We start from the raw sequence: 22,465 nt of genomic DNA on the forward strand, positions 1-22,465 counted from the left end.
CTTTGTTGATTGTTTATCCCTTAAAGCCTAAATCATTGACTCGCTTAAGAATTTATTTAACGGCATAAATAAACCTATAAAACCGCGCGTTTTCGTGTTTTGACCACCCTTGTCCAGTCATGTTAATGATGTCGCCAAGCGCAGAAATAGCGCCGTTGTGCGGACCTCGCACACATTCTTCGGAGAACACATGCAGCATATAAAAATCAAACCCGGCGCACCCCTGGCCGAGCAAGCCGAGATCGGTCATAACCGGTGGCACCCCGATATTCCAGACCTGACCAGCGTCAAGCCCGGTGAAGAGATGATTCTGGAATGTATGGACTTTCTGGACGCACAAATCAAAAACACCGACAGCGCCAACGACGTCCGCGACGTTGACCTGACACGCGCCCATCCACTGACAGGCCCCATCCACGTTGAAGGTGCTGAGCCCGGCGATATTTTGGTGGTGGATCTGCTGGATATTCGCTGCATTACCCCCGTGGGTTTCTCGGGTATTTTTGCCAAAGAAAATGGCGGTGGCTTTTTGGCCGACCATTTCCCAGAAGCGGACAAGGCCATCTGGGATCTGCATGGGGTGTATGCCACCTCGCGCCACATACCCGGGGTGCGTATTGCGGCCATGATGCACCCAGGCTTGATCGGCACCCTGCCCTCGCATGAGCTGCTGCGTGAATGGAACCGCCGTGAAGCCCTGCTGGTTCCAAAAGGTCATGCCAATCCACCGGATGCCAAAACTGCTGTTTTGCGTGGTGTTAAAGGGGCCGAGTTTGACCGCATGGCGGCCGAAGCTGCCCGTACCGTGCCTCCGCGTGAGCATGGCGGCAACCTGGATATCAAAAACCTGACCATTGGCTCGCGGATTTACTTCCCGGTCTATGTGAAGGGTGCAGGCTTGTCCATGGGCGATTTGCACTTCTCCCAAGGCGATGGCGAGATCTCCTTCTGTGGCGCCATTGAAATGGACGGCGCGGCCCATCTTGGCTTTGATCTGATCAAAGGCGGCATGGCCAAATACAATCTGACCGCACCGATCTACGTACCCGGCCGTCACGACCCCAAGTACGATCAGTGGATGCACTTCACAGGCATCAGCGTGGAAGAAGGCGTGAACTACTACCTGGACTCCACGGTGGCATATCGCCAGGCCTGTCTGGCCGCAATCGACTACATCACCCGCACGACGGAGCTGTCGCCAGCACAGGCGTACATGCTGCTGACGGCGGCTCCTGTAGAGGGCCGTTACGGTGGCGTGGTGGATCTACCCAATAGCTCTGCTTCGCTGGCATTGCCTACCGGTATTTTCGATACCGATATCTTGCCTAAAGGTGCTTTGAATGACGCGGCCCGTTTTGGCCGCCCTGGCACTCGCTGTAGCTTGACCTGATTGGTCTTTAACCCTGGCCCGTTTTTTGGGCCAGGGTTTGCTTTATTTGGATTTGCCATGCCTTTGTACGATTACCTTTGCAATCATTGCCTGACGCGCAGCAGCAGCTTGCGCAGCATTGCAACGCGCAACGATCCCCAGACCTGTAGCTCCTGCCAGCAAGGCACCTTGTTGCTGCAATTGAGTGCACCCCGTCGCCTGTTCAGCAAAGACGGCCCGACACGCGGCCTGACGCCCCAGCAAGCACTGGCGGGCAATAATGTCACCGGCCCCGGCACCCGTTCCAGTACCCGTAACTCGGTTCTGCATACCTGTATGGGACCGGGCTGCAGCGTGTGCGCCTAAATACAGTGGTGCAGGCGGACTTTGCAAGCTGTCAGTTTTGACAGTTCTGCCTGCTCTCCCCTTGGCCGCTTGCGTTGGGCCAATTTTGTCTTGCTCCATGTGTTGGATTTAGGTGATTGCTGTAACGCCGCTGCAGAGCCCTGTTTATAATCAAGAATCAATCTCATTATTACTGGGTGTTTATCATGTCGGTGTTCTCGTCCCTCGCCGCTTTGCGCCAGCTGCCTAGCGGTGCATCGTTTATGCCTTTAAGTAGTCTGGCAGTGGCTTTATTGTTCGCTTTCCCCTATCAGACGCAGGCTCAAGAGGTGGACGAATTAGAACGTATCGTGGTCAAGGCCGAGGATGAACTCAAGCAAACTCTGGGCTCCTCCATCATCACCGCCGAAGACATCCAGAAATCCCCTCCCGCCAACGATATTTCCGAAGTTCTGCGCACTATGCCGGGCGTTAACCTGACCGGTAACTCCGCTAGCGGTCAGCGCGGTAATAACCGACAAATCGACATCCGCGGCATGGGCCCGGAAAACACCATGATTCTGATTGACGGCAAACCCGTCAGTTCACGTTCGGCCGTGCGTTTCGGCTGGCGTGGCGAACGTGATTCGCGTGGTGATACCAACTGGGTCCCTGCTGAGCAGATCGAACGCGTAGAAGTGTTGCGTGGCCCGGCGGCCGCCCGCTACGGAAATGGTGCTGCAGGTGGTGTGGTCAATATCATCACCAAGCCCACGACGGACACATTTCAAGGCACCTACTCTTTGTATGGCAACTTGCCAGAGCATAGTGACGAAGGCGCAACGCGGCGCATGAGCTTTGGCTTGAGTGGCCCGGTCAGCGAATCCCTGTCTTTCCGCTTGTACGGGAACCTGAACAAGACAGATGCGGATGATCCGGAGATCAACAAAGGACACCAGACCGAACGTGGGGGCAGCAATGCGAACAGCTTGCCTGCCGGTCGTGAGGGTGTGCGTAATAAAGACATCAATGGCTTGCTATCCTGGCGCCCTGACAGCCGCCAGACTGTAGACCTGGAGGCGTCCTATAGCCGTCAGGGGAATATCTACACCGGCGATACGCAAAACACGAATACCAATGATGAGGTCAAACGTCAGTTGGGCGATGAAACCAACAAGATGTACCGCCAGAGCTATTCCCTGACCCACCGTGGCGACTGGAATGACAAGACGAACTCCCTCGCCTACTTCCAATACGAGAAAACGCGTAATTACCGTATTTTGGAAGGTATGGCCGGTGGTACTGAAGGAGCTTTCAATGATCCTGCGCGTGTGAAGGACAGTGGTTTTGGCACCGTAGACTTGACTACTTTGACGGCCCACTCTGAGGTCAGCCATCAATTCAAGACCGGCAGCGTTGAGCAGTACGCCACGATCGGCATGGAATGGGTTGGTCAGGAATTGAATGACAAGTCCTCGGATTTGGCTCTACGTAACCCTACCCGTATTCCTGGCGTCCCCAACAAATACAAACCCAAGTCGCGGGCGAATATTTACTCGGTTTTCGCTGAAAACAATATCTACGCGACCGATAAGACCACCGTTACGCCTGGTCTGCGTTTTGACTATCACGACAAGCATGGCAGCAACTGGAGTCCTTCGCTGAACCTGACGCATGCCGTGACGGATAACTGGTTGCTGAAAGCCGGTATTGCCCGCGCTTACAAAGCTCCCAACCTGTATCAAAGCAATGACGGCTACACCTTGTACAGTCAGGGTAACGGCTGCTGGGGCAATACGACGGGCAGCAGCACGGGTTGCTTCCTGCAAGGTAATTCGGACTTGAAGGCTGAAACCAGCATTAATAAAGAGCTGGGTGTGGAATATGTGGGGGATGATGGTCTGGGTGCCAGCCTGACCTACTTCCACAATGATTACCGTAACAAAGTGGAAGCCGGACGATTTGCCACCAACAGCTTTACTGCATTGAACAATCAACAGTTGGTCCTGCAATGGGAGAACATTCCCAAAGCCGTGGTTTCGGGTCTGGAAGGTAACTTGACGCTGCCTTTGGCTGAAAACTGGCTGTGGTCAACCAACTTCACCTACATGATCGAGTCCAAGAACAAGACCACGGGTGAAGCGCTATCCACGATTCCCAAGTACACCATCAACACCACTCTGGACTGGAACGTGAATGCTGACTGGTCTTTGCGTGCCAAAGCAACCTTTTATGGTGAACAAAAACCGCCCAAGTATGACTTTTATGGCCAGCCTTTGACGGGCTCCGCCACCGACAAGGTTTCCCCTTATGCCTTGTTTGGCTTGAGTACGCAGTACAAGATCAACAAGCATTTCCGCATCAATGCCGGTGTGGATAATCTGTTCGACAAACGCCTGTTCCGTCGTGGTAATGCCATCGGTGTGAACCTGGGTACACCCAACTATATCTACGGTGCCGGTGCCTACACATTCAACCAACCCGGTCGCACTTTCTTCCTGGGCTTGAGCGGCACGTTCTAAGCAAAATCGTAAATAACTTAGGTATATAGCGCCCCGCTTACGGAAGACGGGGCGCTTTTTTATGCCTGAAAAGTACAGGCGAGCGTCAACATTTCAACCTTTAAATGTTCTGTTTGACCTTCATCAAGTCCGTATCTGTGAATTCTTAATATGCTTATAACTACAAATAATGTAATTGGGTTAAACCCAAGCAAAAAAAGGAAAACACATGATTCCCACCGCCGAGCCCAAGAAGGGCAAGCGACGTTTTCTTAAGGAATTGCTGGGCCTGAGCGCCGGTGCCACGATCATTCCTATTCAGCCTGTTCAGGCAGCCATGAATAGCCAGCCACCACGACGCGGTGGCGGTAAAGACGGGGCTCGCTATGGCATGGTGGTTGACTTGAGAAAGTGCATCGGTTGCCAGGCCTGTACGGTCAGCTGTTCGATCGAAAACGCTCCTCCCATTGGGCAGTTCCGCACCACGGTTCTGCAGTACGAAGTGCTGGACGAACAGCAGCAAGCGGCCATGCTGAGCTTGCCTCGCCTCTGTAATCACTGTGACGACCCACCCTGTGTGCCGGTTTGTCCTGTGCAGGCAACCTTCCAGCGCGAAGACGGTGTGGTGTTGGTCGACAACGAACGCTGTGTCGGCTGTGCCTACTGTGTACAGGCCTGTCCTTACGATGCCCGTTTCATTAACCATGAAACGCAGACCGCCGACAAGTGCACTTTCTGCGAGCATCGCCTGGAAGTGGGTCTGTTGCCAGCCTGTGTGGAAAGCTGTGTGGGCGGTGCCCGCATTATTGGCGACATGAACGACGAAGCCAGCACGATTTCCCAATTGCTCAAAGAGCACAAAGAGGAAATTCGCGTGCTCAAGCCCGGCATGAACACCAATCCGCATGTGTTCTACATCGGTTTGCCGGACGAGTTCGTTGATGGTGTGGATGGCCAGGCCAGTGTGCGCCTGACCACTCAGTTCTAAGGGGCCGCTATGTCTATTATCGAAATTTTGACCCCCGCCTATGAAGTTGCCTGGCTGCCTTGGGCGGTTCAATACTTTTTTCTGGTCGGGATTGCAGCAACCAGCACCGTGTGGGTGTGGCGTTGCGCCTGGTCCAGCGACAGCGCCTTGCGCCGTCTGGAACCGGCCTTGATGATTGTGCTGCTGTGCAGCAGCATTGCTGCACCAGTGTCCTTGCTGGCCGACCTGCATCAGCCCGGTCGTTTCTGGCACTTTTATGCCCATTTCACCCCTTGGTCCTGGATGTCGGTTGGTGCGGTGCTGCTGCCGATCTTCATCGGCCTGTCCGTGGCCAATGTGCTGGCGTGGTGGTTGGACAAGCGTGCGCTGTGGCGATGGCTGAGCCTTGCTTTGCTCCTGTCTGCCGTATCAATTCTGGTGTACACCGGGATGGAAGTGATGGTGCTGCGTTCGCGTCCCCTGTGGAATACCGCCTTCCTGCCGGTCAATTTCACATTGACGGCGGCTCTGGCCAGCTTGGGTGCCATCTTGTTAGTGGCCCGTTTCTTGCCGGGCGGCTTGGCAGCCTTGCCTTTGGGCATTGTGCGCCGCTGGTCTCTTGGTACGATCGCCGCGCTGGTGGTTTGCGCTGCCTCCTGGGCAATAGCCGGTTGGATGGGTTTAAGCGATTCGTTTGGCGCTGCATGGGATCTGTTCCAAACCTATCCGGTGTGGCAGCTTGGTTTTCTGGGCTCTTTGCTCCTGGGTCTGCTCATCGTGTATTTGCTCAGTCGCCCTGCCCAAGCTTTGCGAGGTCCCTTTTATAGCTTGCTGTGCGCTGCCCTGATGCTGGGCTCCGCCTGGGTCTTTCGTTGGATCATTTTTATGGCGGTCCAAGGCGTCCCCAAATACGGTGCTGGCCTGTATCTCTACACCATGCCCTTAGGCAGCGATGGTCTGCTGGGTATGCTGGGCGTGTTGGGCTTGTGCATTGCCTTGCTGGCCGCCAGCACCACCCTGCTTTCTCTGTTCCCCGCCCGTGGCCTTTCCAAAGCGGCTTGAACTTCGCGCAGATAAATCAGATTTCAGGTACTTAATGTCATGAGCAAGAAAAAAGAAACTCCTAACCTGTCTCGTCGACAGGTGCTGACTCGCGGCGGTGCTGCGGTGGGTGGCCTGGCTGCTTTTGCGGCAGGTTATAGCGATACAGTGATCAAGGCCGTGCATGGTCTGGGCCATGGCAGCGCAGGTGTGCCCACAGCCCACGCTACGCGCGGAAACTCCTTAAAGACTGAATTTCGGATAGACCCGATAACAGGCCTGCTGGATACGCAGCCTGGTCAAATCGTCAGCCCGTCTAGCTGTTTGGGTTGCTGGACCCAGTGCGGTGTACGAGTCCGCGTTGATACCGAGACAAATTCGATCTTGCGTATCGCAGGCAACCCTTATCACCCCTTGGCAACCACACGTCCTGCCGCGATGGAACTTCCTGTGCGAGAGGTCTACGCCATGCTGGGCGGTGAGAACGGCCTTGAAGGTCGTGCCAGCGCCTGTGCACGAGGTGCTTCCATGCTGGAACAGCACGCCAGCCCTTACCGTGTGTTGTCGCCCTTGAAGCGGGTGGGCCCCCGAGGTTCTGGTCAGTGGCAACGCATCAGCTTTGAGCAGTTGATTGAAGAGGTGTGCGAAGGTGGTGACCTTTTCAACGAAGGCAAAGTAGATGGTTTGCGTGCGATTTGGGATCATAAAACCCCTATCGACCCGGAAAACCCCGAGTTCGGCCCTATTGCCAATCAGTTGCTCTTTACCGATGCGTCCAACGAGGGGCGTACCCCGCTAATCAAACGCTTTGTTGAACAGTCCTTCGGAACCGTTAACTTCAGCAACCACGGTTCTTATTGTGGTCAGAGCTTCCGAGTAGGCACAGCTGCCGCCTTGGGTGATTTGAAATCCATGCCGCATGGCAAGCCTGACTGGAGCAATGCCCGTTTCGGCCTGTTTATTGGTGCAGCTCCGGCTCAAGCCGGTAACCCTTTCCAGCGCCAGGGCCGCGAGCTGGCCGAGGCGCGTTCACGCCCGGAAAACACCTTCCGCTATGTGGTGGTGTCCCCTATTCTGCCTACCTCGTCCAGTTTGGCCGCTGGCAGTGGCAACCGCTGGCAACCTGTCCTGCCCGGCAGTGACTTGTCCTTGGTAATGGGGATGCTGCGCTGGATTCTGGACAATGAACGTTTTGATGCTGAGTATCTGTCTCGGCCCCATGCTCCTACCGAACAAGATGTGGATATCGCCTCTTGGACCAATGCGAGTCATTTGCTGATCGCTGATCCTGAGCATCCTGAATTTGGACGCTACCTGCGAGGCACAGACCTTGCCTGGGAAAGTGCCGAGGGTAGCGAGCCCGCTTTTGTGGTGTTGGATGATCAAGGCCAATTGCGTGCGTACGAAGACGTAGACAGCGCCACCTTATTTGTAGATCAGCAGGTCACTATTGATGGCAAAGAGGTTCGTGTCTGTACCGCTTTGCAAATGCTGCGCGAGTGCAGCCATGAGCAAACGCTTGAGCAATACGCCAAAGGCTGTGGGGTGACGGAAGAAACCTTGGTGGAACTGACCCGCGAGTTCACCAGCTACGGCCGCCAAGCGGTTGTGGATGCTCACGGTGGCACCATGAGTGGCTCCGGCTTCTACACGGCGTATGCCATTGCCATGCTCAATACCTTGATGGGTAACTTGAACTTGAAGGGTGGCTTAGTGCTGGACGCAGGCCCATTTGGCCCCTTTGGTCCTGGTCCTCGCTATAACTTTGCTCAGTTCCCCGGCAAAGTGAAGGCCAGCGGTGTCAGCCTGTCTCGCAACCGTTTCGCTTACGAAAAATCCAGCGAATTCAAACGCCGTAAAGAGAGCGGCCAAGCTCTTTATCCGGCTCCTGCTCCCTGGTACCCCGCTGTCGGCGGCTTGAGCACTGAGATGATTGCCTCGGGCCTGAACGGCTATCCCTACACGTGCAAAGTGTGGATCAACCACATGAGCAATCCGGTTTACGCCATTGCCGGCTTCAAGAACACCTTGTTGGACAAGCTAAAAGACCCTGCAGCCTTACCCCTGTCCATCTCGGTCAATCCTTTTATCAATGAGACCAACGCCTACGCCGACTACATCGTACCGGACACCGTGACCTACGAAAGCTGGGGAGTCTCGGCCCCTTGGGCTGACGTGATCGCAAAATCCTCAACAGTACGTTGGCCTGTGGTGCCACCACGCGTCGATCGCACGGCAGATGGCAAACCCATCAGTCTGGAGAGCTTCCTGTTTGCGGTTGCTTTGCGCTTGGGCTTGCCTGGATTTGGCAAAGGCGTCTTGAAAGATAAAGATGGCCAAGCTCACGATTTGCTATGTGCAGAGGACTTTTATCTGCGTGGCATGGCCAATATCGCGTACGGAGCCGGTCGCCCTGTGGAAGACGCCACGGATGACGATATGCGCCTTACCGGTGTTGATCGTCTGTTCCCAGAATTGCAGTCTCGATTGCATGCTGAAGAGCAGAGAAAAGTAGCCATGCTACTGACTCGTGGTGGCCGTTTTGATCGGATTGAAAACGCTTGGAAAGGCAATCAGCTGAAAGCCCGTTATCAGCCTACTTTGCAGGTCTGGAGCGAGGATCTAGCCAAAATGCGCCATTCGCTGACCGGCGAACGCCTCAGCGGCTGCCCAAGCTGGTATCCCACCCGGATGGCTGATGGCAGTTCTATGCGTGAACACTACTCTGAACAAGAATGGCCTCTGTTGATGAGCTCATACAAGTCTAATCTTATGAGTTCCATGTCGATTGGAATGGACAGGCTACGTCAGGTTCACCCGCATAACCCGATCTCTCTGAACTTAGAAGATGCCAAGGGTATGGGGATCAGCAATGGTGATCATATTCGAGTCAGCACGCCAGGCGGATCGATCGAAGGCGTTGCTATGGTTCGGGGTGGAATCATGCGCGGTGCAATCGCCATTGAATACGGATTCGGGCATACCGAATTGGGCGCACGATCTCATCAGATTGATGGTCAAGCCATGCCTCACCGTCCTGATCTGGCAGCCGGCGTTAACCTGAACGATCTGGGTTTTGCTGATCCTACCCGTGGTGAAGGTCAGGATAACGTCTGGATTGACTGGGTTTCTGGTGCTGCCGTGCGTCAGGGTCTGCCCGCGAAGGTTGAAAAACTGTCTGCTTAAGCGCCCTGCTCTTTCAACTTGTTGTTGAGAGATAAAAAACGCCGATTGTGTCTTGATGAGCAATCGGCGTTTTGCGTTGACGTCGGGAGTTCAAGAGCATGGTTTATCTGGCGAACAGAGCAAACGCCAGTTGAGTGAGACGTTAACGAGCGATAACCACTGACTTTGATGCTTAGAAAGCCATGTCAGCGCTAGATAGCTTCATTCAAAGTCACCGATTTCGCCCTCTTTTTCTTGTAGACGGTCTTTTTCAATGCAGTAGAATCTTTTCCGTTAATTGCATTTTATATTCTATGACTGGACTTTATAGCGATCGGTCCTTACTGCTGTGACTATGGTTTGGGGGTTTAGCTGTGATTTTTAGCCGGTTTAGCTTCCTTCGTTCCTTCCCATGTCTGCTCAAATACCTAGGGTGACTCTGCTTAAGGATTAATGCGATTCTGAAAGCTAAGCTCGGTATCCTCCTCCACCATTCCCTATATTATTTAAGGACTTGGATCTGATCAGGCCTTTTAAAGATAAAGCCAGCTGCGTTAAACTACGCTCATCTTCACGGCGTCTCTATTCTAGATTCCGCCACCAGGGGCTCTCCCCTACATCCCTACATCCCTACATCCCTACATCCCTACATCCCTACATCCCTACATCCCTACATCCCTACATCCCTACATCCAGCTTCAGTGTCGGGGCATACCGCTGCCCAAAACATCCATCAACCTTTAGAACCACTCTTATTTATGAACGCATTCGTCCTTCTTTCCGGCTGCTCGGGCGGCGGCAAATCTACTTTGTTAGCGGAGCTGGAACAACGCGGATATGCCGTGGTCCAAGAGCCTGGCCGTCGCATTGTTCAGGATCAGTTGGCCCAGGGCGGAACGGCCCTGCCCTGGACGGACATGGAGGCCTTTTTACAGGCTGCAATCAGCATGGCTTGCGCAGACTATTCCAGCGCAGCACGCGATGGCCAATGGGTGTTTTTTGATCGTGGCGTGATTGATGCCGCGTCTGCATTGCAGGAACTCACCGGCAAGCCTGTGCTAAAGCAGATGAATACGCTCTACCCTTATCACCAACACGTGTTTTTGACGCCCCCGTGGCCAGAGATATATCTTTCTGATCCGGAGCGTCGTCATGATATGAACGCTGCAATAGAAGAATACGAACGTCTGGTGCAGGTTTACCCCGCACTCTGCTATCAAGTTAAGGTCTTGCCCAAAATCAGCGTGTCAGAGCGGGCGGATTGGGTCTTGAAAACCCTGACACAAAGATAGATCCCAGCAAAGGCACATAAAAAAGCCGCCAGTCAGAAAACTGGCAGCCCTTTGCTGACTACTTTTTGCCCAATTTTTAAGCAGGCAGAAATCGAGACAGTGTTCCTGCAATAGTGCGTTCCAACACATCTACCAGTACAAGCGTCTGCTGATCCACCTCGATATTCAAGAGATCACCGGCCTTGTACTGGGGGAACGTAGTCTGCCTGAGCGTCTCTGGAATCAGGTTGATCGTAACCACACCGTCTTCCACATCAGCCACCGTCAAGCTGCAGCCGTTCACGCCCAGAAAGCCGCGTGGAAATACGTATTTAGCCCAAGCTTCTGGCATACGAAAACGCAGACGGTTAGCCGCTTCAGAAATGCTTAATTCCAGCACTTCGGCAGTCGTGGCGATATGTCCTGCCATCACGTGGCCACCCACTTCTTCATTGAGCTTGGCCGATCGTTCGATATTGACCAGGTCGCCTGTTTTAAGCCCGCCCAGATTCGTGCGTTCCAATGTGACTGGAATCGCGTCAAAGGTGACTTTAGGTCCGGAAATGCTGGTCACGCTCAGGCACGTGCCTTCAACACTGACGCTGGCGCCCAGTTGCAGATCCACCAGCAGCTCGTCCGTGAAGTCGATTTCAAATTCCGTACGGCCGATCTCGGCTTTAACAGCGGTCAAAGGTCGAACCGCTTTAACAATACCGGTATACATCAGTGCGCTCCTTGGCAGAGTTCATGCAAAAGGCACGCGGCTAATGCAGGGGAAATAGGGAGTTTTTTCATGTGAACGCATCCTTGATTACACAATGCGTCCTCTGGGCTGCAATAAAACACGTCGCTGCCTGTATCACCAGGCAGCGATGCTTCATCTTCTTTCATCCGGACTGTGACCGTCGGCCCAGGTTTTGCACCTGATCTGCTGACCTTTCCTTCGCAGAAAAGCGCTCGCGGGCTTGGGACTGAGCCCTTTACCGCCGGTGGGGAATTTCACCCCGCCCTGAAGACCACTGCAGTGTAAATCCTGAGCTTGGCTCAAAGCAAGCCAGGCTACAGCGCAGTCATAGCGCTAAACAGCCTTTAGGCTTTGCGGTGTACGCTCAAGCCCGCAAAGCTTTGGGCAACCGGCATCAGCTCGATGTAGTTGACGTTCATGTGCGCGGGCGCATTCATGATCCAGGCAATGGTGCCAGCAATATCGTCAGGCGTCAGCGCGTCTACGTTCTGGTACAGCGCAGCCGCTTTATCTTTGTCGCCCAGGCGAACCGTAGAGAAATCCGTACCTGAACACAGGCCAGGCGCGACAGTCGAAACACGAACAGCGGTACCAGCCAAGTCAGCGCGCAGATTACGACCAAATTGATGCACAAAGGCCTTGGTCGCACCATATACATTGCCACCCGCGTAGGCATATTCACCCGCCGTGGAACCCAGGTTAATGATGTGACCACAGTTGCGCTCCACCATGCCCGGCAACAAAGCCTGCGTGATGTGCAACAAGGCGCTGATATTGGTGGCAACCATGGTGTCCCACTGATCCAGCTGGGCATCTTGGGCTTTATCCACCCCTAAGGCCAGACCGGCATTATTGATCAGCACATCGATATGGGGGAAGCGAGCTTTCAGGTCAGTCAACACGGCTTCGGAACGAGCGCGATCGGTCAAATCCACGCTGACAGGCACAAATCGTTCACCCAATTCCGCAGCTAGTGCATCCAGCTTGTCCTGACGACGAGCCAGGCCCAGGACGGTATGTCCCTCAGCGACCAATTGACGGGCAAGCGCAGCCCCAAATCCTGAAGAAGCCCCAGTGACAACGGCGGTTTTCATAGTGCGATCCCTATACAGCTCGCTGCTAGTTCAGCGGGCGACAGTTAAAGCATTAAGGATAGCAAAATTCAGCAAGACCGTAGGCCAATCAAGCAGGGAAAAAGAGGATAAACGCGGCAATCAAAAACTCTGACTTGGCATTTTTACCCACCTTGTCCCCTGCTAACCCTGACTAGGCCGCAGGACGCTCCAGCCCCAGATGACCACGCAAGGTCGTGTGCTCGTACTCGTGTCGGAACAAACCGCGCTTTTGCAGCACAGGGACAACTTGCTCAACAAAGTCTCGGATACCGCCCGGCAAGGACGGTGGCATCAAGTTAAAGCCATCCGCCCCTTCATTACGCCACCAGTGCTCAATCTGATCAGCAATAGATTCAGGTGTGCCCACCATGGTGCAATGACCACCGCCCGCCGCAATACGTCCCAGCAACTGACGCACTGTGGGCTGCTCGGTCTCGATAATGCGTAGCATCGTCGCGTAACGCCCTTTGGGTCCGCTAAAGCTTTCCAACGGAGGCAGCGGCGGCACGGGTGCATCCAGCTCCCAGTTCATGCAATCCTGACCGACAAACATACCCAGCTGACGCAGGGACGTTTCAGCCGGCAAAAGCTCATCCAGTTCCTGCTGTTTACGACGTGCCTCTTCCATGGTGGAGCCCACGTAGGTCACCAGTCCCGGCATCACCGGCACATCAACCCCACGCCCGGTTTCTCGCACGCGTCGTTTGATATCGCGGTAATACGCTTGGGCCGAAGGCAGGTCATAGGCCACCGCATAAATCGCCTCTGCTTTTCGGGCAGCCAAGTCCCGGCCTTGCTCGGAAGCACCCGCCTGAAACAGAACGGGCTGACCTTGAGGGGAGCGTGGCAGTGTCAAGGGCCCATCCACCAGGAAATGATCGCCTTTATGCAAAATCTGGCGAACCTGATCAACCTTGGCGTAATCACCTTGCCTATCCATGAGCAAAGCGCTGTCGCTCCAGGAGTCAAACAGCTGCAAAGACGTGTTCACAAACTCTTCCGCCCGTGCATAACGCCAGGCATGGTCAGGCATGGCCTCGTAACCGTGATTGCGTGCTTCGGAGTCGAACATGGACGTCACCACGTTCCAGCCCATACGGCCATTGGAGAGGTGGTCCAAAGAACACAGCATCCGCGCAGCTACAAAAGGCGTGTAAAAAGTGCTGGACACCGTGCTGATCAAACCGATGCGCTCAGTGGCTCGGGCCAAGGCCGCCATCATGGTCAAGGGTTCCAGAAACCAGCGCGGACCATCCGAAACATTGTCGCTGGACTGACCATCAGCGAAGAAAATAGCGTCCAGCTTGCCACGTTCGGCTAACTGAGTAAGCTCTTCGTAAAACCGCACATCGCCCAAGCGCTCGACTTGCGAGTCCGGATGACGCCACGCTGCCTTGTGATGACCGCAGCCCATAATGAATAAATTGAAATGCAGCTGCCTCATCCGTTTTTCACCAATCCGCCGTCAACAACCAGGTTTTGTCCTGTCACAGCACGTGCCCACGGGCCTGCAAAGAACAAAGCCGCATCGGCAAACTCTTCTGGTGTGGTGACACGGCGCAGCGGTGTGCTGGCAGCAATTAAATCAAAGACCGCTTCTGGCGTGGCGGCCGAGGCATCTGTCGTGCGCAGCAAGCCACCCGAAATCATATTGACCGTAATTTGATCCGGCCCCAGGTCGTGGGACAAGGTGCGAGTCATGGACAGCAACGCGGCCTTGGCGGCGGTGTAGTCGTGATAAGGCACTACGGGGTTCTGAAACAGATTGGTGCCGATATTGATGATGCGACCAAAACCGGCTTGTTTCATACCGGGCAAGGCGGCTTGTGTCGTGTTCAAGGCACCGCCCACAATACCTTCCAATTGCTGATTCAAGTGCGACCAGCGCAGCGTATCGGCATGGGGACGGGCATCACCGTTAAAAGAGAACTGGGGCAGCGCATTGTTCACTACCGTGGTGATGGGCTTGCCAAAGTGAGCTTGAGCGGTGGCAAACAAAGCCTGTACAGCAGCCGCATCCACGACATCAGCCTGCACGGCCAGACACTGCTGGGGGAATTCGTCCGCCAGCGCCTTGGCCGCTGCTTCGCTTTTCAGATAATTGATGACGACATTGGCACCCTGGCGTGCAAAGGCACGTACCAGCCAAGCCCCCAGGCCGCGTGCGCCGCCGGTAATCAGAACTACTTGTTGGGAGAGTTCCGAGACGTGTTCCACTGACATGACATTCCTTGCAAAAGATCGGCGAGGATGTCGGCCCAGTTCGGACTTAGGGCTAGTGTTCGGACATCCCTTCGCCAGTATGAGCTGGATCAGGTTCGACGGGTTTTATCTCAGCCCTTGCAATGAAGGACACCCCGTGCCGCAGGCCAGACCTTAGCATAAATTGGACTCAGTCGTATTATTGACATTTGAAAGAAGCTCTCCTACTCTTCTAGCCTGTTCCTGGGGGAGTCCTTAACGGGCTGAGACTCCGCATATCCTGCGGTAACCCTTAGAACCTGATCCGGGTCATGCCGGCGAAGGGAAAGGAAACGCGGCCTGGCAGCCTGCCCGCACGTGTCTGTGCGGCGCATTCACAAGCTCACACGCCCCATTTCAATCCCTCCATTTTTCTGCGCCTATTGTTGGCACCTCGCCAGCCTGGCCGGTTTGTGCCTGTTTCAACAGGCTTTTGGGGAGATCTCATGCTGGACCAACACGCCACCCTACTGTGGCTAATCATTTTTTCTGCCGCTTTTGCCTTGGCTGGGGTGCTTTATGCCCGCCACTACAACAGCTCGCTGGAAGACTTTGTCGTTGCCCGTAATAGCCAAAGTTCTTTGGCCACCATTCTGACTTTATTGGCTTCTTCGCTCGGTGCGTGGATTCTGTTCTCGCCCGCCCAGGCGGCCAGTTGGGGGGGCTTAAGTGCAGTCATTGGTTACGCCATCGGCTCCATGTCTCCTCGTCTGGCCATGATTCCCCTTGGCAAGCGCATGCGTGAATTGCTGCCTCGGGGCCACAGCTTGAGCGAGTTTGTGATCGCCCGTTATGGTCGCCCCATGTATGCACTGACCTTGGTCATCATGCTGTTTTATATGTTCATCTCCATGACGGCGGAAATCACCGCCATGTCCAAGATGATCTCCCTGATCGCACCGATTCCTTTATGGGTTCCGGCCAGCATCGTCTTGTTGGCCACACTGATCTACACCTCCTACGGTGGCCTGCGCGCTTCCATCTTTACCGACAAGGTACAGATGTTCGTGATTTTGCCCATGCTGTTTTTGATCGTCATGTTTGGCTGGCAAGCCGTGGGCGGCCCGGTGCAGCTGTTTGAAAGCGTCAAGCTGGAAGCCCCGCGCCTGATCGAACTGAGCGACCCCGTAGGCGTAAAAGCCGGACTGACCTTTTTTGTGGCCATCTTGTTAACCGGCCTGTTTCACCAAGGCAACTGGCAGCGCATCTATGCCGCCAAAGACACCCAATCCATGCGTCGCGGTTTTTTGCTGGGCGGTCTGTTGGTCGCCCCCTTCATCTTTCTGATGGGTTTGTTTGGCTTGGCATTTGTGGGCCTGGGTTCGCCCGGTGACAGCTCCGTTGCCTTGTTCAATGTGATCCTGCCGCACGTACCCGTCTGGTTTCTGGTCTTGCTGATCCCACTGGGCTTGTCTTTGGTCATGAGCAGTGCCGACACGGCGATCAGTGCGGTTTCCAGCTTGATTGCCGTTGACCTGAGCCGCATCATGCCGCATCGCAATACGGCTCAAATGATGAGTCTGTCGCGCTCTTTGATCTGGATTTGCTCCATCCCCGTTCTGTATGCCTCGTCCCAAGGCTTTAGCGTGCTGTACCTGTTCCTGTTGGCCGACTTGCTGTGCTCAGCGGCGGCATTCCCCGTGTTCTTTGGCCTATACAGCCGACGCTACGATGGCTTTACCGCCACCATCAGCACGATCGGCGGTTTGGTGGCTGGATTGGCGGTTTTCCCGCGCCCTGACGGCCCTATGGATTACTTGCTGGAATCTTTCCTGCTAGCTGCCATCGTGCCTGTTGCGATCAGCGTCTTGATCATGCCTTTACGCCGCCACCTGCCCAAGTTTGATTTATCGACTCTGGCCTCCTCGACCCGCGTACTGGACTAAGCGCCCCAAAAACAAAAACAAAAAAGCCCGGTTTGTAGATCACAAACCGGGCTTTTGTTTATCCGCTGAGACTTAGGGCGTTGCGCTGCTTTCAGTTGGTGGGATTTGCACAATAATCTCCACACGCCGATTACTGGCTCGCCCTTGCGCAGTTTCGTTATCACCCAAAGGCCGCGTGTCTGAGTACCCTACCGCACTCAGCCGCTGGCTGTTAATGCCATTGGCTTCCATATAGCGCACCACACTACCCGCACGCGCCCCCGACAACTCCCAATTGGACGGATAACGGTAGCTGCGAATCGGCACGGAATCGGTGTGGCCTTCAATCACGATAGGATGCGCGGACTTCTGCAAGACGGTGGCCAACTGGCGCAAGACTGCCAGACCTTCCAGCCCCAAATCCGCTCCGCCCGAGTTGAACAACAGCTCGCTATTGATGCGGAAGCTGACGGACTGATCGTTCATGACTACGTCAATGCTATCGCCCAAACCATCCAGATCCAGACCGTGATTGCCTTTACCTTTACCCTCACCCGCCCCTGACTCGGGAAACAAGCCGGCTCCGGCAGGCAGTAAACCAGCACCGTCCTTACCCGCTTGCGCCACGACCGTTGCCCCGCCCTGCCCTTGTCCTTGCGCCGCTGTTTGTGCCCGCTTGCCCGCAAACGAGAGCATCACAATCATCAAGACCAGCAGCAAGGTCATCATGTCCAGGTAGGTCGTCAACCACGCCTCTTCCTCTTCAGGAACCGCCAGCCCCGGATCGTTCCAAGGCCGACTGCGCCGTCTACTACCCAGATTGCTGGCCAACTGCTGTTCGATCTTGGCACCTCGGGCCTGCTCAAGCTCCTTTTGCAGAGACTTCTGGCGATCAGCCAGTTCTCCCAGGGTTAAGTCCTGCTCCTTGCTTGCCATGCGATCAACCCCGCTCGGGTGCCGGGTCAGCGTCGTCATCACGTCCGCCCCGATCGTTGATTTCGTCTTGATACTGCGCCATGAAGGAGTTCAGCGTTTCACGCATCAAGGCAGGGCCACGGCGCTGGCTCATCATGGACACCCCTTGCATGATCATGTTCATCAAGACCACACGTTGCTCGGTACGGCGCTCCAGCTTCACAGCCACCGGTTTGAACACCAGATTAGAGAGCAACACACCGTAAAACGTGGTCATCAAGGCCAGGGCCATTTGTTGACCAATGGAGGTGATATCCCCGTCACCCAGCAAGAACATCAGGTTCACCAGACCAATCAAGGTCCCCACCATGCCAAAGGCCGGCGCAAAACTGGCCATCAGGCGGAATAGCTGAGCTTCGGCATGTTCACGCGCACGCAAACGGCTGATACGCCATTGCAACAGGTCTTCGATGTCCTCTTGAGGCGCTCGGTCAATCACCAGTTGCACACCTGTTTTCAGAAACGGGTTGGCGACTTTATCCAGAGCCTCTTCAACGGCCCGAATATCTCCCATCATCCACAGGCGCGAAATATTGATCAGTTCGTCCATATCTTGCTGGGTGTACAGACGCTCGTTACGCAGCACAGTCCCGATCAAACCGAAAATACGGACGACTTCACTTAAGGGATAACTAATAAATGTGGCCGCCAAGGTGCCGACCAGCACAACCGCCAGACTGGGCAAATCCACGAACAGCGCGGGGTTTTCTGCGGTAAAAAACAAGATCACGGCAAACAGCAGCACGCTGGCTACGATGCCGATCAGAGTAGAGGGATTCATGCACAAGTCCTGGTTATGGCCCGAGGGGCATCAGGACTACATATCGGCAGGCTTTCTACTTTCTTTAGGCTTAGACCTTGAGGTGGATCAAGTACACAGACAATAAAGTCGTATATAGCGCGTAAAGCGCGTTTTCAGGCTCGCAAACTGGATTGGCACAACAAAATCCGCACTCTGCTTCACCCGTGGCCTCAGGGCTTTGTCGGCACTGCCTTGGATACTGGCTGTGGCCTGCATGGCGGAGCTTGCGTAGATTTAATGCTGATAATTCACTCGAATAGAGGTGTGCACCCGCACCGGTACCGTGCTACCCGCCCAGCTCCACACTTCATGATGCAGCACAAAGCCGCGTCTGGCGTCTTGCCCCTCGAAGGCCTTGGTGCTTAATGCCGCACCATTCATGTCTACGCAGGGGCCGCCTTGCAGACACAGGCGGCTTTTCAGCACGGCTCGTCCTGCATGCCGATAACTGACCTGCACTTTGCCCAATGTGCTGGCCTGAGCACGTATTTCCTCGGGCAAAACAAAGTGTTGTTCCGTGCGTGGGGAGCCTGTCGTGATGGCCTCACTGAACTGCTCACTATCCCAGGCCAAGGATGCACCTTGCCCGATCACCGGCACACTAGTCAAAGCCGTAAAAAGCAAGAATCGATTTAAAAACCTGTTTAAAAAAACAGGGTTTTTATTATTTTTTGATTTAAGAAAAAACATAAGCTGTGTTTTTATACAGATAAAAATAAGTTTCTTAATGATACCGCGCAGACATCTTAAATTTTTTTTAACTTTGGGCCGTAAGATACTAATATAAAGAGGATTTTTTCTGGTAGCATAAGCGCATAAATTCCTTCCGCCCTTCTGTTTCTCGCCCTCCGGGAACTGAAAATGCCTCAGACCAGAACAAATAAATTGATTCGCCACGCGCTATGTGTTTTATTTTTAGCGCCTTTTTCGACTTCGGCATTAGCGCAAACGCTAGCGCTGGCTGAACCGTCCTCGCTGGATGAAGCCACAGCCGCCGTTAGCTACAACGTGCCGCACCTGGTGTTCGAGAAGAACCTGCAGCCTATCAGCTATAGCGAAAACGATAGCCGCCGCGCCTTGAACGCCCTCAAACACGATGCCCTGATCCAGCATGCCGCTCTGCGTTCGGAAATTGCCTTTGTGCAAGATCTGGAATCCTCGACGGTGCTGTACCAGAAAAACAGCGACGCTGTGCGCCCGATTGCTTCCATCTCCAAGTTGATGACTGCGCTGGTCGTGGCGGAATCCGGCTTGCCCATGGACGAAATGCTGGAGATCATCGACGAAGATGTTGATCGCGTCAAACACTCCAGCTCGCGTCTTAGTGTGGGTTCCAAGCTCAGCCGCGCCGATATGATGCATCTGGCCCTGATGTCTTCGGAAAACCGGGCGGCTCATGCCTTGGGCCGCAGCTATCCCGGTGGCCTGCCCGCTTTTGTGCGTGCCATGAACGATAAGGCCCGCTCTTTGGGCATGCGCAACACACGTTTTGTGGAACCCACCGGCCTGTCCAGCGATAACGTGGCCAGCCCGCGTGATCTGGTCAAACTTTTGACCGCTACCAGCCAGCACTCCCGCATTCAGCAATACACCACCAACGACCAGTATTCGGTGCAACCTATCCGTGGTCGACAACTGGTGTTCAACAACACCAATCGTCTGGTGAAAAACGCCAACTGGGATATTCAGGTTTCCAAAACCGGCTTTATCAACGAGGCCGGTGAGTGCCTGGTGATGCTGACCAAGATCGAAGACCGGGAAGTGGCTATTGTGCTGCTTAACTCGTCGGGCCGATACTCCCGTATTGGTGATGCCGTCCGCATCCGTGACCTGGTTGAAAAGTCCAACGGTCTGGCCATGCTCTAAGCGTCTTGTCGCAGTCGGCCGGCTCGGTCGACTCCGCCATTTAACGCCCCAAAATCTGGTTTCACCGCCAGCTTTTGGGGCGTTTTCATACGCGTCTTTGACGCAGTACGACGCTACTTGCCATAACAATAAGGAAAAGCCCCTCTGTGACACAGCTCAAACTGCTTGAAGACTTTGTAACCTTGGCCCGGGCTGGCAGCTTTGTACGGGCCGCAGAACAGCGCCATGTCACCCACCCGGCATTTGGCCGCCGTATCCGGGCGCTGGAAGCCTGGGTCGGAACACCTTTGATACAACGCGACAGCCTGCCCATTAGCCTGACACCAGAAGGCCAGGTGTTCTACAACACGGCCAATCAAGTGCTGGAACAGCTGAACCGCGTACGCCGGCAATTGCAGGCGTCGGATCAAACCGGGCAAGGCAGTTTGCGCATTGCCACCGGCCGCAGTCTGGCCCGTACTTTGGTCACCGACTGGGTGAGCCGCTTGCACAAAGGTGCGCACGCCCCCTTGTCGGCTCATGTGCAGATCGACATCAATACCGGCATGATGGCGGATATGGCCAAATTGCTCGCCCAAGGTAAAACAGACTTTTTATGCTGTTATGAGCACCCGGCCTTGTCGATTGAACTGCTGGCCGAACAAGTCACCTACATGACCATCGCCACCGACAAGCTGGTGCCCACCTGCCAGCGCCGCAAAAACGGCACGCCTCTTTTTGAGCTCAACGCAGACAGTGGACGCAGCATTCCTTTGATTTCCTATTCCGGCGGTCTGGCCATGGCTAGAATTTTGGGCGACAAGCTGCATCACTTCCCTTATCCCCTGGTGAGTACCGTACGCTGCGATTCCCTGGATACGGCCATGGGATCGGTCCTGAAAGGCATGGGAGTGGCCTGGCTGCCGCTATCCATGATTGCCAACGAGTGCCGCCGGGGCACCTTGGTACAACTGGGCGGTAAAGGCGATGAAATCGCCTTCGAAGTCCGTCTGTACCGTTCTCGTGCACAGTTGTCCGATCTGGCTGAGTCAGTCTGGGCCTTCACCCAACAAAGCCGTTAAACCCGGCTCGATTCAAAAAAGCACGATGATGTGCCGTAACGGCACGGCATGACCTATAACAGCAGACACAATACTCTTTCATAACTAAGGATAAACAGGCCCCGAGCATCCTGACTGGCCGCTCGCCGGAGACCTATCCATCGAACGGGGAGTACATCATGTCTTTTTCCATTTCCAAGCGCCGTCTGGTTCTGGCCATTCTGGGTACCTGTAGCCTGCTGCAAGCCTCTATCAGCCAGGCAGACACCTACCCATCACGCAGCCTGACGCTAGTCGTAGGCTACCCCGCAGGGGGCAGTGTTGATTTAACGGCCCGTCTAGTGGCCGAAGAGCTCAGCGCCCGTCTGGGCCAGAGCGTTGTGGTTGAGAACGCGGGGGGAGCGGGCGGCACCATTGGTGCACAGCGCGTTCAGCGCGCTGCGGCAGACGGCTATACCTTGCTGCTGGGTTCGACTAACGAGATGATCATCGCCGGCATGATCAATAAAGCGGTCCGTTACGACGGGCAAAAAGACTTTACGCCTATTGGCATGATTGCCTCCCAGCCTTTGCTTTTGGCGGCCTCCAAAGAGTCCGGTATTCGCTCGGCAGCCGACTATGCTCAGAAATTGCGGGCCGCCGAACCCGAAGCCTTTAGCTTTGGGTCCTCCGGAGTGGGCACCACGCTGCACCTGGCCGGTGAAATGGTAAATGCTTCTACCGGCACTACAGCCATGCACGTACCCTACCGAGGCGTACCGCCCCTGGTTTCAGATCTGATGAGCGGACAGTTGGATACCGCCTACCTGGTCCTGTCTTCGGGCCTGTCACAAGCCCGCGCCGGTGCCATTGTACCTTTGGGTATTACAGAAACCAAAGCCTCTGCCGCCGCACCGGAAATTCCGCCCCTGGCAGATACCCCCGGCTTTGAGAAAGTGGATATCAACGTCTGGTTTGGTTTGTACGCCCCTAAAGACCTGCCTGAGTCCGTTGCCAACACCTTGCGCCAAGCCTTGAACAGCAGTTTGGAATCGGCTTCCCTACAGGAAAAAATGCAATCCAATGGCGCCACTTTGTACGCGCCGGGCATCAATGCTGCTGAGTTCCAGGCCAAAGAAATGGATAAATATGCTCGCCTGGTCGATCTGGCCAAGCTGCAAGCCGAATAAAACACAATC

General features: G+C 54.8%; 18 protein-coding genes and 3 riboswitches. Of the genes, 11 read left to right on the forward strand and 7 right to left on the reverse strand.

The annotated features are described in order from the left end of the window. The first annotated feature begins 190 nt into the window (after positions 1 to 190). From fmdA to AC1RSM_RS05025, 7 genes are all read left to right on the forward strand, one after another. A complete protein-coding gene (fmdA, locus tag AC1RSM_RS04995; RefSeq protein ID WP_492930060.1) occupies positions 191 to 1,390 on the forward strand; it encodes a formamidase in 1,200 nt (399 codons plus the stop codon). 57 nt (positions 1,391 to 1,447) lie between these two features. After that, complete coding sequence (locus AC1RSM_RS05000; RefSeq protein WP_492930062.1) at positions 1,448 to 1,735, forward strand: FmdB family zinc ribbon protein; 288 nt, start codon at positions 1,448 to 1,450, stop codon at positions 1,733 to 1,735. A 185-nt stretch (positions 1,736 to 1,920) separates the two neighbouring features. Next, a complete protein-coding gene (locus AC1RSM_RS05005) occupies positions 1,921 to 4,215 on the forward strand; it encodes a TonB-dependent siderophore receptor (protein WP_492930064.1) in 2,295 nt (764 codons plus the stop codon). 208 nt (positions 4,216 to 4,423) lie between these two features. Beyond that, positions 4,424 to 5,182, forward strand: a complete 759-nt coding sequence (dsrO, locus tag AC1RSM_RS05010) for a sulfate reduction electron transfer complex DsrMKJOP subunit DsrO (protein ID WP_492930066.1) — start codon at positions 4,424 to 4,426, stop codon at positions 5,180 to 5,182. 9 nt (positions 5,183 to 5,191) lie between these two features. Continuing rightward, positions 5,192 to 6,223: an NrfD/PsrC family molybdoenzyme membrane anchor subunit gene (nrfD, locus tag AC1RSM_RS05015; RefSeq protein WP_492930068.1), complete on the forward strand. Its 1,032-nt coding sequence runs from the start codon at positions 5,192 to 5,194 to the stop codon at positions 6,221 to 6,223. Between the two features lie 39 nt (positions 6,224 to 6,262). Beyond that, a complete protein-coding gene (locus AC1RSM_RS05020) occupies positions 6,263 to 9,388 on the forward strand; it encodes a tetrathionate reductase subunit A (protein WP_492930070.1) in 3,126 nt (1,041 codons plus the stop codon). 737 nt (positions 9,389 to 10,125) lie between these two features. Beyond that, positions 10,126 to 10,659 carry an AAA family ATPase gene (locus AC1RSM_RS05025; protein ID WP_492930072.1) on the forward strand — a complete coding sequence of 178 codons (534 nt, stop codon included), beginning with the start codon at positions 10,126 to 10,128 and terminating at the stop codon, positions 10,657 to 10,659. Between the two features lie 76 nt (positions 10,660 to 10,735). On the opposite strand, the gene AC1RSM_RS05030 is transcribed toward AC1RSM_RS05025, so the two are convergent. The 4 genes from AC1RSM_RS05030 to AC1RSM_RS05045 all read right to left on the reverse strand — a co-directional run bounded on the left by AC1RSM_RS05030 (position 10,736) and on the right by AC1RSM_RS05045 (position 14,721). Further along, positions 10,736 to 11,362, reverse strand: coding sequence for a riboflavin synthase subunit alpha (locus AC1RSM_RS05030; protein WP_492930074.1), 627 nt, complete (start codon positions 11,360 to 11,362; stop codon positions 10,736 to 10,738). Positions 11,363 to 11,513: 151 nt separating this feature from the next. After that, positions 11,514 to 11,659, reverse strand: a riboswitch (FMN riboswitch). Between the two features lie 68 nt (positions 11,660 to 11,727). Further along, positions 11,728 to 12,477 (reverse strand): SDR family NAD(P)-dependent oxidoreductase, encoded by a 750-nt coding sequence (locus tag AC1RSM_RS05035; protein ID WP_492930076.1) that lies wholly within the window; start codon positions 12,475 to 12,477, stop codon positions 11,728 to 11,730. Positions 12,478 to 12,649: 172 nt separating this feature from the next. Beyond that, positions 12,650 to 13,942, reverse strand: coding sequence for an LLM class flavin-dependent oxidoreductase (locus AC1RSM_RS05040; RefSeq protein WP_492930078.1), 1,293 nt, complete (start codon positions 13,940 to 13,942; stop codon positions 12,650 to 12,652). After that, positions 13,939 to 14,721, reverse strand: a complete 783-nt coding sequence (locus tag AC1RSM_RS05045; protein WP_492930080.1) for a 3-oxoacyl-ACP reductase — start codon at positions 14,719 to 14,721, stop codon at positions 13,939 to 13,941. The genes AC1RSM_RS05040 and AC1RSM_RS05045 overlap by 4 nt, the downstream gene beginning before the upstream one ends. 49 nt (positions 14,722 to 14,770) lie before the next feature. Next, positions 14,771 to 14,868, reverse strand: a riboswitch (TPP riboswitch). 67 nt (positions 14,869 to 14,935) lie between these two features. Then, positions 14,936 to 15,044, forward strand: a riboswitch (TPP riboswitch). Between the two features lie 141 nt (positions 15,045 to 15,185). On the opposite strand from AC1RSM_RS05045, the gene AC1RSM_RS05050 reads away from it, so the two are divergent. Beyond that, on the forward strand, positions 15,186 to 16,625 hold the full coding sequence (locus AC1RSM_RS05050) for a sodium:solute symporter family protein (protein WP_492930082.1): 1,440 nt from the start codon (positions 15,186 to 15,188) through the stop codon (positions 16,623 to 16,625). A gap of 72 nt (positions 16,626 to 16,697) precedes the next feature. Here the strand turns inward: AC1RSM_RS05050 and AC1RSM_RS05055 are convergent, their stop codons facing one another. The 3 genes from AC1RSM_RS05055 to AC1RSM_RS05065 all read right to left on the reverse strand — a co-directional run bounded on the left by AC1RSM_RS05055 (position 16,698) and on the right by AC1RSM_RS05065 (position 18,954). Then, complete coding sequence (locus AC1RSM_RS05055; protein ID WP_492930084.1) at positions 16,698 to 17,540, reverse strand: OmpA/MotB family protein; 843 nt, start codon at positions 17,538 to 17,540, stop codon at positions 16,698 to 16,700. Positions 17,541 to 17,544: 4 nt separating this feature from the next. Further along, a complete protein-coding gene (locus AC1RSM_RS05060) occupies positions 17,545 to 18,360 on the reverse strand; it encodes a motility protein A (protein WP_492930086.1) in 816 nt (271 codons plus the stop codon). A gap of 255 nt (positions 18,361 to 18,615) precedes the next feature. Further along, positions 18,616 to 18,954 (reverse strand): flagellar protein FlhE, encoded by a 339-nt coding sequence (locus AC1RSM_RS05065; protein WP_492930088.1) that lies wholly within the window; start codon positions 18,952 to 18,954, stop codon positions 18,616 to 18,618. A gap of 288 nt (positions 18,955 to 19,242) precedes the next feature. Here AC1RSM_RS05065 and pbpG point away from each other — a divergent pair, with 288 nt between their 5' ends. The 3 genes from pbpG (at position 19,243) to AC1RSM_RS05080 (ending at position 22,456) form a co-directional block, all read left to right on the forward strand. Continuing rightward, entirely contained in the window at positions 19,243 to 20,247 is a 1,005-nt protein-coding gene (gene pbpG, locus AC1RSM_RS05070; protein WP_492930089.1) for a D-alanyl-D-alanine endopeptidase, read from the forward strand. A 146-nt stretch (positions 20,248 to 20,393) separates the two neighbouring features. Continuing rightward, positions 20,394 to 21,308 carry a LysR family transcriptional regulator gene (locus AC1RSM_RS05075; protein ID WP_492930091.1) on the forward strand — a complete coding sequence of 305 codons (915 nt, stop codon included), beginning with the start codon at positions 20,394 to 20,396 and terminating at the stop codon, positions 21,306 to 21,308. Between the two features lie 158 nt (positions 21,309 to 21,466). Then, entirely contained in the window at positions 21,467 to 22,456 is a 990-nt protein-coding gene (locus AC1RSM_RS05080; RefSeq protein WP_492930093.1) for a Bug family tripartite tricarboxylate transporter substrate binding protein, read from the forward strand. Positions 22,457 to 22,465: the final 9 nt, after the last annotated feature.

It is taken from the genome of Alcaligenes sp. GW821-FHT11D07, from assembly GCF_058808495.1.